At 51.6% G+C, this 13,698-nt stretch carries 9 protein-coding genes; 2 read left to right on the top strand and 7 right to left on the bottom strand.

What is annotated here, in order from left to right; genetic code table 11:
- Positions 1–5: 5 nt before the first annotated feature.
- From C812_RS16680 to C812_RS16650, 7 genes are all read right to left on the bottom strand, one after another.
- Entirely contained in the window at positions 6–1,088 is a 1,083-nt protein-coding gene (locus C812_RS16680; RefSeq protein WP_016313827.1) for a Gfo/Idh/MocA family protein, read from the bottom strand.
- Between the two features lie 21 nt (positions 1,089–1,109).
- Positions 1,110–2,261 carry a Gfo/Idh/MocA family protein gene (locus C812_RS16675; protein ID WP_016313826.1) on the bottom strand — a complete coding sequence of 384 codons (1,152 nt, stop codon included), beginning with the start codon at positions 2,259–2,261 and terminating at the stop codon, positions 1,110–1,112.
- A 74-nt stretch (positions 2,262–2,335) separates the two neighbouring features.
- Positions 2,336–3,958 carry an extracellular solute-binding protein gene (locus C812_RS16670; RefSeq protein ID WP_016313825.1) on the bottom strand — a complete coding sequence of 541 codons (1,623 nt, stop codon included), beginning with the start codon at positions 3,956–3,958 and terminating at the stop codon, positions 2,336–2,338.
- Between the two features lie 107 nt (positions 3,959–4,065).
- Complete coding sequence (locus tag C812_RS16665) at positions 4,066–4,938, bottom strand: carbohydrate ABC transporter permease (RefSeq protein WP_016313824.1); 873 nt, start codon at positions 4,936–4,938, stop codon at positions 4,066–4,068.
- An 18-nt stretch (positions 4,939–4,956) separates the two neighbouring features.
- The gene (locus C812_RS16660) at positions 4,957–5,904 is read right to left on the bottom strand and encodes an ABC transporter permease (protein ID WP_016313823.1); all 948 of its coding nucleotides are present in this window, start codon (positions 5,902–5,904) and stop codon (positions 4,957–4,959) included.
- Positions 5,905–6,156: 252 nt separating this feature from the next.
- Positions 6,157–7,764 (bottom strand): extracellular solute-binding protein, encoded by a 1,608-nt coding sequence (locus C812_RS16655; protein ID WP_016313822.1) that lies wholly within the window; start codon positions 7,762–7,764, stop codon positions 6,157–6,159.
- Between the two features lie 43 nt (positions 7,765–7,807).
- A complete protein-coding gene (locus C812_RS16650; protein ID WP_016313821.1) occupies positions 7,808–10,018 on the bottom strand; it encodes a helix-turn-helix domain-containing protein in 2,211 nt (736 codons plus the stop codon).
- Between the two features lie 194 nt (positions 10,019–10,212).
- Here C812_RS16650 and C812_RS16645 point away from each other — a divergent pair, with 194 nt between their 5' ends.
- Both C812_RS16645 and C812_RS16640 read left to right on the top strand, forming a co-directional pair.
- Positions 10,213–11,106: a proline iminopeptidase-family hydrolase gene (locus C812_RS16645; protein ID WP_016313820.1), complete on the top strand. Its 894-nt coding sequence runs from the start codon at positions 10,213–10,215 to the stop codon at positions 11,104–11,106.
- Positions 11,107–11,406: 300 nt separating this feature from the next.
- A complete protein-coding gene (locus C812_RS16640; protein ID WP_016313819.1) occupies positions 11,407–13,698 on the top strand; it encodes a helix-turn-helix domain-containing protein in 2,292 nt (763 codons plus the stop codon).

Genomic DNA, 13,698 nt, shown 5'->3' with positions numbered 1-13,698 from the left:
TTTTTCTAATTTGTTTCAATCCGAATCGCTTGCTTCTGCGCCTCGATACACAAAGCCGCAGCTTTAAAGGCATGCTCTTGGGTCATGGCGTTTTCCGTTCCGTTGAGGATATCCAAAATAAAAGCGCCGAAATAAGGGTAACCCACTTTCCCGGAGCAGTCATAATGGAATTCGCCTTCATGATTCACTAAATAGAGATGATTGCCGGAGGCTTCCCGGGCGATGTCGATGTATTTGCGAATTTCGATGTAGCCGTCCGTCCCCAAGATGAGGGTCCGGCCGTCGCCCCATGTCCCCAAACCGTCGGGAGTCAGCCAATCCACCCGGAAGTAGAAGGTCGCCCCGTTATCAGCGAGCAGCGTCGCATCGCCAAAATCCTCAAACCGAGGATATTCCTTGAACTTGTAATTGCCTACTTTGCTGTGGAGTACCTTCGCATCCTTTGCGCCTGCGTAATACAGAAATTGCTCGATCTGGTGCGACCCAATATCACATAAAATCCCACCGTAACAATCGGGGTCAAAGAACCATTCCGGCCTTGCCTGCGGATTGGCCCGATGCGGCCCAGTGCCGATGACCTGGACAACCCGACCAATGGCGCCTTCCTCGATCAGTTGGCCGGCAAATACTGCGCTCTCTACATGGAGGCGTTCCCCATAATAAATCCCCCATTTGAGCCCGGTCTCTTCCGTTTTTCGTCGCGCTTGTTCGACCTGCTCCAACGTCGTAAACGCTGGTTTATCCGCAAAGTAATGCTTGCCATGCTCCATCGCCCGGAGCCCGAGGGCGCATCGTTCTGAAGGAATGCAGGCCGCAGCGATCAGCCGGATCCCCGGATCTGCCCAAATCTCCTCCTCGGACGCCGCCGCCTTCGCTTGCGGAAACGTATCAATGAACCGCTTCACCTTCTCCGGGTCCGGGTCATACACCGCCGTGAGCTCCGCCCCGGCCTCGATCAACCCGTTGCACATTCCGTAGATATGCCCATGATCCAATCCGATCGCCGCAAAGCGGAAATCGCCTGCGCCAACGACCGGATTGGGCTTTCCTTTCGGCGCATAGTTCATGCCATCTTGCTTCTTCGTCATGGCGACTGCCCCTTTCGTGAATTAGCTGTTGCCCCCTGAGGTGATCGTATTCTCGCTAAAATTCTCGATGCTGGTCTTTTTCTCGTAAAAATAAGTTGCGTTCTGCAAGATCCCTTGCCGTGTATAAAAGGGACTATCCGGACCCAGCGGCAGCTTCACTGCTTGGCCGGTACTCGCGGATTGATATATCGCCGTAATCAGCTCCAGCGTCCTGCGGCCTTGTATGCCGTCGACCAGGACGGGCGTCCCATGTTCAATCGCATTCAGCACGTCTTGAATTTGGCCGCGGTGACCTTCATGCGTCAGCTCCGGTTGCTCGTCGTAAGCCTGCTGTATTTTCGCCTCCAGTTCTACATCCGGCTCAGGGAATCCATTGGGCTTCGATAGCGAAGCAGCTACTTTCCACGGTGCAGATACCCGCGCATGCTTCCCCTGGAAAATCAACTGCTGCTCCTGCCCGTGATGCACGACGGAGCTGGTGAGCTGAGCCAGGGCCCCATTATCGTAGCGGGCGATGGCGATCGAGATGTCCTCCACCTCGGCGTTATCATGGGAGGTGTTGCTCATCACGGCAGTGATCTCCGCCGGCATACCGTTCATCCATTGAAAAATATCGATATGATGCACTGCATGATTCAGCGTGCAGCCGCCGCCTTCCTTCTCCCAGGTACCTCTCCACCACAGATCATAGTAACAGTGGCCTCTCCACCAATAAGAGTCGACTTGCGCGTGTACGATCGGCCCCATCAGCTTCGTGTCCAACACCTTTTTCAGCTTCATCATAGGGGTTGTGAATCGGTTCTGTGCGACGACGGATAATATCTTTCCGCTCTGTTCTGCGGCTTCGTTCATCCGATCACATTCCTCCAGTGAAGAAGCCATCGGCTTCTCCACAATCACATGCTTGCCCGCATTCAAAAAGGCGATCGCTGTCTCCGCGTGAGTATACGGCGGGGTGCATACGGAGACCAGGTCGATGTCGCTGCGCTGGAGCAATTCGGAATAGTTGGCATAGATGTCTACATCCAACTGAAATTCATTTGCCCTTTGCTGCGCCTTCTCTGGATAAATATCGCAGATCGCCACGATCCGGCACTGCTGCGGAAACTGTAAATACGCTTGAATATGGGCCGGGGATATCGCACCAGCCCCAATCACGGCTACATGAATCATTTGGGTTCCCTCCCTAGCATGGATGGGAATCGGGCCTTTCCGAGAACTCTCCGAAAGGCCCGATTCCGTATCTATTACTTCTTGTAGAACTCGTCGTAAGCCGCTTGTTTTCCTTCCATGACGGCTTTACCGCCCATGGCCATGTATTCCTCGACCTTCTGGTCATAGACCTTGTCGAATTGATCAGGTTTGGCCGTGACGATCTTCGCGAGCATTTCTTTTTCGAAATCCTCTAGAATTTTGGCATATTTAATCTCAGCATCCACCGCGATGTCTACACGAGGCAGGGTATATCCGTCATTCGTTCCGACTTGGATACTCTTGACGGTGAAATCTTTGAAGTCAGGATCGAAGGCGTTGGCGGCAATGTTCTTGTTAGGATCTTCGGTAGAAATGTATTTGCCGTTCAGGATGATGCAGTAATCGTAATAGTTGTACAGCAGGTTTTGAGCTTCCGGCGTATTCAACAGCAAAGGCAACCCGTCTTCGCTCATTTCGTACGAGACGCCTTCCTCCCCGTTTTGCAGCACGAGAATGTTGCTTGGGTCGGCCATCCAGTTCAAATATTTCACAGCCGCCTCTGCGTTTTTACTTGTCTTCGGAACCATGATGTACGCGCCAATCGGTTCATACACTGGCTTCGGATGCTTCCCGTCCGGAGTCGAGAACGGATCGATCGCCTCCAGTACCGCGTCCGGATTGTTCGCTTTCAAGTTGGCATAGTACCCGTTATAAACCGGCTCATTGGTGTTCGGCGTACCGGCCCCGGCAATGCTGTTTACGACCTGTTGGGCAAAAGCTTGGCTGAAGTCGTCGCTAAGTGCGAAGTCCGGATCAATCAGCCCTTCATTATACATTTGGTTCAGCAGTCGGTAACCGTCTTTGCTCCCCGGTTGCAGCCATCTCGGTACCGCGTACAAATCTCGATCCGTGATTTCATCCCATTTCCAGAAGGAGTTGACGAGAGGCATCATGTGGAACACGTCGATGTAGCTGTAAGGGATGACCTTGCCGCCCGTCTTGCCGGGATCCTTCTCTTTAAAGGCGCGCATGGCATTCACAAATTCCTCCGTCGTTTGCGGGAGCGGAAGGTTGAGTTCATCGAGCCAGTCCTTGCGAATGAACGTCGTGCTTTGAGCTTGAATTACGCGCAGTGCCGGAATGACATATTGCTTCCCTTCAAATACGCCGTAGGGAAGGGAAGGCTCCAGCACCTTCTTTAAGTTGGGGCCATATTGATCGATGAGTGGTCCCAGGTCAGTTAGGCCTCCGCTTTTCACGTAGTTTTGCACGGTAGGCTTGCTGTACGTGAATACAATGTCCGGAGCGGAGCCTGAGGCCATGAGAACGTTCAGCTTATCAACCTCTTCGGCACGCGGCACCGTCACGAATTCAACGTCGATGTTGTTCGGGTCGCCAAAGCTCTTCTGGATGTACTGGGTCATGAAGTTATCCGTAATGGGCGGTTCCCCAGCCGGCGTATTGTTGCGGTCAAACAGCTCCACCTTTAAGGTAATGCGTTCTCCCTTCGGTGCGGATTCCTGGGAACTGTTCGTCGTTGCGGAATTCCCGCCGCTGTCCTTTCCGTTTCCGCTGGATGAGCTGTTGCTTCCTCCGCCGCAGCCTGCCAAAGCGAAGCTTGCGGCCATGACCAGCGCCACTAAGGCGAACATCGAGGAGCGAAATGGTTTGCGCATGGTGTTGCCTCCCTTTTGAATTGGTTTAAATATAGTGACCTTCGGCTTGGAGGCCGAAGAGCAGCTATCCACATCGGGCTGCTTCCTGCCAAGCAGGGGGCAGGGACCTATCCTTTAATGGCCCCCTGCAACATGCCGGAAATGAAGTATTTCTGCAGCCAAGGGTAGACCAGCAAGATTGGCACGGTAGCAAACATAATGCTGGCTGACTGAATGCCTTGAGGAATCGGCGTCGCGGCATTAAAGCCTTCCTGCGCCGTGGCATCGTTAACTTGGCTGTTGATGACCATTTGATAAAGCTTGAGCTGGAGCGGGTACAAATTTTTATCATTGATGTAAAACAGAGCGTCCTGAAACATGTTCCAACGGTCCACCGCGGAATAAAGTCCGATGGTCGCAAGGATCGGCAGCTGAAGCGGCAGCACGACCTGGAGCAGAAAGCGGAAATGGCCGCAGCCATCCATCCAGGCTGAATCCTCCAGCTCATGAGGAACGCCGGAGAAGGAAGTTCTCATAATGATCAGCAGGAACGCATTAATCATCAGGGGCAAAATGAGCGACAGCGGCGAATTGAGCAGGCCCAGCTCTTTGATCAGCAAGTAATTGGGGATAATCCCCGGGTTAAAAAACATTGTGACGATGATGAGCCCAAACATCACGTTCCGGCCACTGAAGTTTCTGCGGCTTAACGCATACGCGGCCATAATGGTCATCACCAAAGCGACCGCCGTATAGACGACGACCAGAATCACCGTCAGCAACAGGGACCGCATCATGGAGATGTCCCCGAATACGGCGGAATAGGAATGGAAGTTCCAGTCGACCGGCCACAGGAACACCTCCCCGGACATAATGGCCCGGTTGCCGCTGAAGGATAAGGCAAAGATATGGATCATCGGCACGACGCAAAACAAGGCAAATAAACCGATGACCACGATGACGAACGTATCGATCACTTTATCAACCGGATTCCGGATCACGCTTCGCTCCCTCCTTGACTAGAAGATGCCTTGCTGGTTTACTTTTCGGGATATGAGTTCGGCCGTGAGCAGCAGAATCAGCCCGATGACCGACTGGAACAATCCCACGGCGGTCGCCAGCGCAAATTGAGCCGATTGAATGCCCACCGTGTACACATAGGTGCTGATCACCTGAGCGACATCCATGACGTAGCCGTTCTGCAGGGCATACGGCTGCTCGAAGCCGATATCCGCCATATGGCCGATCTGGATAATAAACAGCACTACGATCGTAGGCTTAATCCCGGGGAGCGTAATATGCCAGATTCGTCTCAGCCGGCTGGCTCCATCGACCTCGGCAGCTTCATAAAGCTCCTTATTGATGCTTGTAAGCGCTGCCAAATAAAGGATCGTTCCCCAGCCTGCATAGTGCCAAACCCCGGCTCCCGTGTAGGTTAAAATCCACAGTACCGTGTCCTCGAGGAATGGGATCGGTCGGCCGCCGAGGCTCTTGATGAACTCGTTGACGCTGCCCGTATTGGTTGCGAGTAATTGAAGCACCATCCCGCCGACAATGACCCAGGAGATGAAGTGGGGCAAATACAGCAAGGTTTGGCTGACGCGTTTGTACCAATGAACCCGCAGCTCGTTCAGCATAATCGCCAGGATGATGGGAACCGGGAACGTTAGCAGAGAGAAGACGTTAAGCATCAACGTGTTACGCAGCGCCTTGTAGAATTGCGGCATCGCAAAGATCTCGCGAAAGACGTCCCATCCGACCCACTCACTGGCCCAGATCCCTTGAAAAATGTTGTAGTCCTTGAAAGCAACCACGACGCCCGCCATTGGAATGTACTTAAATACGATAAAGAATGTCATCGGCAATAGCATGAGCAGATACAGTGGCCATTGCCGTTGGAAGGCAGCCATGCTGTTCCGCCGTTTGACGGGGAGCGGGGCACGGGCCTGCCTGACTTCCGTTTGCATCGGCATCCTCCTTTCGGGTGGTAAATTCATGGCTTGGTTGCTGCTTACTATACAACAGGGGTAAGCGGGGGGAAATTCTCCTTTTTTGGGGGCTTCTTCTCTTTTTCTTGCGGGGGGTTTCACCTTTTTTATATGACTAACTTTAATTAATATCGGGGGCTGGAAGGAGGTGGATCGGCAAAAAAATCATCCCAGAAAGGGAAGAACCCTCTCTGGGATGACTTAATTGCTCTCAATTCATAAGGGGGCGGCTTACGGTGCTCCGCCGTTGTGCTTCTGATAAGCCAGATGCTTCTCTTCACGAACCTGCTGTCCGCCGATAGATAAATACTCCGCAACCTCCTCGTCGTATACGGCATCAAATGCTTCCGGAGAAGCGGTAATGACCTTCACGAAAATCTCATCGTTCTTCTCATTTAAAGCAGCGGCATACCGAATTTCGGAAGGCAAAATCGCATGAATGCGCGGGGTTTCGATCCCGTCATTCATCCCGTATTCCACGCTCTTGCGCGTAAACTCTTCAAAGCGTTTGTTGTTCGCATTGGCTTTCAGATTTAAGCGTTCGTCCTGGCTGCTGACATATTTCCCATTTAAAATGATGCAGTAGTCAAAATAGTTAAATAACAAACGGTTGGCATCCTCGTTCTCCAGCGTCACCGGCACGCCGTCTTCCATCCGGTAGGTCACGCCTTCCACGCCGTTCTGCAGTGTAATAATGTTCTCCGGCTGCGCCATCCAATTTAAATATTTCATCGCTGCTTCGGCGTTTTTGCTCGTTTTTGGAACCATGATGTACATACCCGTATCTTCCAGTATCGGCTTCGTCTTCTTGCCGCTGGCGCTGGTGAAGGGATCGATTGGCGTTAGGATGGCATTGGGGTCGTTCTTTAACAGTTCAGCCAGATATCCCATATAAACAGGCTCATTTGTATTGGGGGATGCGGCTCCAACGCGACCGTTCACCAGGTCTTTCTGAAATTGTTGGGCGAACCGGTCCAAATGGAATTCGGGATGAATCAACCCCTCGTGATACAGACGGTTCAGGAATCGGAACGCCTCCTTGTTCCCGGGCATCGTCCAACCCGGCTCAGCGTATAAGTCCTCCTCGGTGATCTGGCCCCAATCCCAAAATGAGTACTGCAGCGGGGCGGTATGGTAATAATCGATTTGACCGAAAGGATAGATGACCTCTCCGGTCTTCTGCAACCGATTCTTTTTAAACACTTGGAGCGCCCGGTAAAACTGCTCTGTCGTTTCCGGCAGGGAGAGTCCAGCTTCGCGGAGCCAATCCTCACGGATAAAGGTCGTGGTTCGGGCCGTCAGCACCCGCTTTGCAGGAATCGCAAACTGTGTTCCTTGTATACGTCCATAACTCAAAATCTCTTCCCCGAGGAGCTCCTTCAACCTGGATCCGTACTGGTCCAGCAGAGGCGATAAATCGGTCAATTTCCCTTGGGTGTAGAAATTGTAGACGGTCGGCAGATCATAGGTGAACACGATATCCGGCGCTTGATTAGCGGCCATTAACACCTGCAGCCGCCGGACCTCCTCCGCCCGAGGGATGGTGACAAATTCGATCTTAATCCGTTCTGGATTTCCGAAATGCTCCTGAATGTACTGCGTCATCAGATTATCAGTAATCGTGGGGGCGCCGATCGGTTTATTGCTCCGTTCAAACAGTTCAATACGAAGCGTTGTCCAGCTATCATGATTGGCTGTGAATTCGTCTGATTCCAAGTTTGGGAGAGGGCTGGCAGCCCAACCCAGCCGATTCGGATCCCCAAATCCGCTGCAGCCCGACAGGACGCCCAGGATAACGATGAGCGCCAGCTTTGATAACCACAACCTCAACAGGGGCATGGCGAACCCTCCTTCCTCGTTGGGAACACAGTTTTTATGTCTTTTACGTTGCACGGTGCATATTGCGGTACTCTCCTGGCGGAATGTCCTGAAATTTCTTGAATGCGCGGTAAAAGGAATTCACGTTCTGGTAACCGCTGTTGATCGCCACCGACTGGATCGAGTCCTCCGTTTCCAACAGGAGCTGCTTCGCTTGCTGCATCCGGACCTTCAAGACATAGTCCACAAATTTCTCCCCAATTTCCTCCTTGAAAATCACACTTAAGGTGCTGGGCTGCAGGTTCAAATAGTCGCTGACTTGAACCAGGGAGAGGCCGGGGTCGGCGAAATGCGCATCGATGTAATGCTTGGCCTGCATCGCCAAGCTATGATGTCTGCGGGCTTGCCGGTCTTCCTCCACGCAGGCTTCGAACTGATTCATGAGGCTCATGAACTGTTCTTGAAATTCTGCCAGCGTCTCCGCCGTTTCAGCTAGATTAGCGAACCGCCCTTGATAGTCGCTTTTCCAGCGCGATTGGATAGGGGGGGACATGGCCAATACGACCTGGTCCATCCGTTTAAGGAACGCCTGAGCGAACTCCGCCATATCCCGCTTGCGGAATTGCATTTTACTGAGTTCGCCCAAGACTTGGGTTAGTTTCGCCCGCCATTCGCTATCATTCATACGGAAGGACTGGGCGGCATAATCCAATGCTTGTAGATACGCATATCGGTCCAGATTTAGAATGCCTGCGCTTCGCCGATTATCGATGATGGAATGAATACCTAGTACCGTCTTCAGCTCCACATTCTCCACCGCGTTCCGATAGGAATCGGCGAGGGTCTCAATCGAGGTTGAATCGGCCCCGATGCCGATCGTGAGCGTCAGCTCCAGATGCTGATGAATCCATTTTTTAAATTCCTCTGCATAGGTGATGGTCACTTGGGTGCTGTGTGAATCGGCGGTGTGATGTACGACAAAGGCGATGCGATGCGGCTCCATCCAGGCATGCCAGACGAAGACATGATGGCTTTGGCCTAGATCGCGGAATGCGCTTTCAACAATGAACTTCAGCAAGTTCTGGTCTTTGACCTTGTACCTATCTGTAAACTCGGCATATCGGTCCAGTTCGGCTACCATCACGCCTAACCGGTCATAGGGAGCAGACAAATTAAACTCGGTCAGTCGCTGCTGGAATTCTTCATCCGTTAACACGAGATGACCCGCTAACAGATCATGAAACAATCGTTGTTGCCGCAACAAGCTGTCTTCCTTGTGCAGGTTCTCGTAATCCAGCGATCGCTTCAAGAGATGGTCCAGCGCCATTTCGATGAAGGTGAACTCATTGTTTGCCCCTTTAATGCCCAGCTCCTCACTTTTTCGGTTCGAGAATTGGCTGACCTTTTCCGTGATCGATTGGATCGGTTTGTAATGAATGTGAGTGATGATAGTAAATCCGATCAGCGCCAGCAAGATCAAGATGATCCAAATGACCATCCACGCGTTGGAGAAGAGGGACAACCAGTTGTAGCCCTGATCATGAACCCCCTCTGACACATAGGTCCAGCCGGTATAATCCGATTGAACTTGAATCGGGTTCATGGCCGTCACTTGATCCGGGGATGACGAAGCAGCATCAATTAGTCGCACTCGATTGTAATCGCTTTCACCAAAGGAATTAAGGTATTCCATAAAAGAGCGCTGATATACGTTGACCACCAGTGCTCCGCGCATATCGTCTCCGGTATATACAAATTTCACCAGGGAGACTACCTGCTGGGCTTCCTCCTCATGCGGCGAGTAAGCGAATGAGCGTGGATTTAACCATCCTGCCGCTTCCTTTCTGCCGTAGTTGGCTGCCAGAAAGTCTGCATCCCCAAATGAACGGAGCGAATAGGACCCCAAATCCGAAATAATTCGTTGCTCGGCTTCATTGTAAATGTAAATGGTGTTGGCAAAAGGCAAAGTTAAGCTTAGGTCAATCAGCTTTTTCTGCAGTAAGAAGTCATCTAATGCATCTTGCGAGGTGTTGGCGAAGTAGTCCTGAATCTCGCTGTCCATGAGCAGCTTACTGACGACATTGCGCTCGATCAGCATGAGATTCGCATCCGCGTGAAAGACGATCCGATCGAGGATCGCTTTGTTGGTTTCCAAGTATTTTCGCTCGGAAGCATTGTTGAGGGCTAAGAAAATCACGAAGATCATGGAAGAAATGATCACGAAGAAGATCGGAGCATAGGAAAGAATCGTACGGTAATACCAGTTCATTCGCATAACCAACTCTCCCAAACCGTTTCGTTTATTATAAGAGATCCCATTCCTGTTGTTAATTCACAATTTATTTCAAATTCTCATTTTTTTATTTGTTGCAGGAGCGTAAAGCTTACCATCTTGACTTAAGATCTTTTGCTCTGGGAGGGAAGGATGGAGTATTATAATTCTCATATTTAGGGAAAGGCGGAGAACACATGGAGGAACTAACAGAACAGGAAGGATATATTGATGTTCCCGGGGGGAAAGTCTGGTTCGTTCGAGTAGGAACCGGCTCCAAGACACCGCTGGTTGTATTGCATGGGGGTCCTGGAGGGACACATCATTCCTTGAAAGCCGGTCTTCAAGATCTGGCGGATGAGCGGCCGGTTATTTTCTATGATCAGCTGGGCTCGGGGAACTCGGAGCGGCCAGGTGATCCTTCACTCTGGCAGCTCGATCGGTTTGTTGAAGAGCTGGAATGTGTGAGACAAGCATTAAATCTGGATGAAATTCACCTTCTGGGGCATTCGTGGGGAACGATGCTGGCTGCCACTTATTTAATAAAACGGAAGCCGAAGGGCGTGCGAAGCATTACCTTTTCCAGTCCATGCTTAAGTGCGGAACGCTGGAAACGGGATGCAGATGTTCTGATCTCCAAGCTGCCTCAAGAAGTCCGTGAGGCGATTGTTCGCAATGAAGAACGAGGGACCACCGACTCTGAGGAGTACCGAAATGCGGTAGAGGAATATTACAAGAGGCACTTAATCCGGATTGATCCTCTTCCGGAAGTAGTCATTCAGAATCGGGCAAAATCCAATTCCGAAGTATATCTGACGATGTGGGGACCTTCCGAGTTCTGTCCGACAGGGAATTTGAAAACCTTTGATTGTACTTCGGAGTTGGATCAGATTGCGATTCCTGCATTGTTTGTCTGCGGGCGCTATGATGAGGCTACCCCCGAATCGACTCAGTATTATCAATCGCTTGTACCCCATTCGCAATTTCATGTGTTTGAAAATAGTGCCCATTACGGTTATTTGGAAGATTCGGATGAGTATAAGGCTTTGTTGAGAAGCTTCATGAATGAGGTTGAACTCAGCCTCATGTGAACGATAGTTCATGCAGCCCGGCTCTAGAGAGGGCTTGGGCTGCTCTTGTTACGGACAACCGCAGAGTATTGCAAACCCGCGCCACGATGCGGTTTTTACGGGGACAGAGAAGGAAAAATGTACGCTAGGCGACCCAGGAGTACCCTATCCAATCGAGGTGAACCTCGATATGCTGGGATAGAAGGGGCGCTCCATGCCGCTGGACAGTGAAATACGCAGTAGATATAATGATGAAACGAAAAAAGCGGACGGCTCGGCCGTTATATGAGAGCGCTACCAAAAAAGATGGGGGGTCATCCCATGCTTCGGCATTCCCGGGTTTTCCGCAGCTTTCTGATTTCGTATGTTGCCATTCTGCTCATTCCCTGCATCGGCGGGTACATCTCGTACCGGACTTCCATTTCGGTAACAGAGTCGATCTCGATTGAGAACAGTGTCATCCAGCTGGAGAAGAGCCAAGAGCTGCTCGAGCACCGGATGGCGGAAGTGGAGGGGATGACTCGGCAGCTGGCGATCAGCCAGGAGATTAACGCCTTAATGAACGACCGAGGTACGGAGGGGGATGTGTACGGCATCTGGAAGGCGATGCGCAACGTGCTGACGTTTGGGCAAACCAACGATTTTTTGCAAAATTATTTCATCTATCTGGCGAATTATAATTTGATTATCACCTCCGGGTCGTCCTACCGGCCAGAGCATTTTTATGAATATTTTCATTACGACAATCTATCGTTTGAGGAATGGGAGCAGCAGGTGTTGGGCAAAACTCACCGCAGCGAAATCAAGCCGCTGACCCCGTTCATCCAACGCGATATGAAAACTTCTGTGATCACCTACATGCAGTCGCTGCCGCTGGACAGCTTTAACGATACGTCCCCGGCGATTGTGGTCGTTCTGATCGACCAGAAGACGATGACCGGGCTGTTATCCGGCTTAACGGAGCAGAGCGGCGGGTGGGTTCATATCTACGACGCCAAGGGCAATACGATCTTCCTTCAGGGTGAAAAGGTGCCGGATATCGCCAAGCTGCACGCGGATCCGAAGTTTGATGAGAACAAGACGAGTCAATTTTATGGTGATGATCTCGTGATCACCACACGATCGGATAAGAACGGCTGGGTGTACCAAGCCGGCATCCCTCGCAGCACGCTAATGGAGAAACCTAACCAGATCAAACGGATCTCCTGGATGATTACCGGCGGCGCAATGTTGATCGGATTGCTGGTGGGCTTGTTCCTGGCTTACCGCAACAGTCTTCCAATTAATCGCTTGATCGGCGTGATGAAGGAGCAGTTTGGCAAGGATGACGATACAGGACGTAACGAGTTCGACTTCCTAAGCGGGAACATCGCCGGCATGATTACGAAGAACAAGCTGCTGGAGACGGAGCTGCACCGCCAGCTTCCGCTGGTGCGTGACGCTTTCCTGAAGCGGCTGATTGCCGGGGAATTCGAATCGCGGGAAGAGATCGTCTCTGCGGCGGCTCAGGCTGACATCCCGCTTCGGCAAGGCGAAGGCTATGTGGGGATACTGCAGATCAACGGATACGCTGGCATGGATACCGTTGAGGTTCTAAATGAGCTGAATGCCGCAAGGCTATTGATGAAGCAAACGATCACCGAGCTTGCAGGGCCGATGCCGATGACCGATTTGGGGTCGGACAAAATCGTACTGTTGTTCTTCTGCGAGGCAGATCGCCTGCCAGGACCGGCGGAGGAAGAGCGGATTACTACGCTGATGGAGGAGCTGGTCCAGCATGTGTTCGCTGAGTATAAAATCTCGATACAAGCCGGATCTGGCGAAGCCTTCGCCAGCGTCACGGAGGTTGGCCAATCCTTCGACCAGGCGAAGCAGGCGCTGGAATATGCGGTATATCTAAACAGGAAAGGCATTCTGTGGAGCCATGAAACGCAAAGTACAAACACAACGTACTACTATCCGCTTGATACGGAGCACCGCCTGATCAGCACGATCCGCGCTGGGGAGTTGGAAGAAGCCCAGAAGATTATCGATGCGATCATCGCGCAGAATTTAGAGCAACGCGAGCTGTCGGTGGAAATGAAAAACCAACTCGTCGGGGAAATCAAGGGGACATTCCTTAAGCTGCTGGATCAGAAGATCTTCCTGGAATCCCCGCTGTTCGAGAGCGTGAAGCAGCGAATCATGGACATCAGCCCTACGGTCCCGCTGGAGACGATTCAGCAGGAGATCCATGGGATCATGCAGGAGTTGTGCAGCTTTATCGCCAATAAAAAGAAGGATTCGCACGCCCAACTGATCAAACAGATCTATGAGTATACAGCAGAAGCCTATTGCGATCCCGATCTGACGTTATATCGGGTTGCAGAGCACGTGGAGCGACCGGAGAAATACATCTCCCAGCTGTTTAAAGAAGTGACCGGAGTGAATTATTCCGATCATCTGATTAAAGTGCGGATGGATCAGGCCGCATTGTTGCTGAAGGAGAGCAACTATACCGTTGATGAAATTGCCGCCCGGGTGGGGTATAACAGTTCCCACTCATTCCGGCGGGCTTTTAAACGATTAACGGGAGTTTCCCCTAGCGCTTACAGGCAGTCCTTTCAGGACTGA

This window comes from Paenibacillus barengoltzii G22 (genome assembly GCF_000403375.2).
Lineage (GTDB): Bacteria > Bacillota > Bacilli > Paenibacillales > Paenibacillaceae > Fontibacillus > Fontibacillus barengoltzii.
Note: the sequence above shows the minus strand (reverse complement) of the source record. Positions and strands in the feature narration are given on the sequence as shown.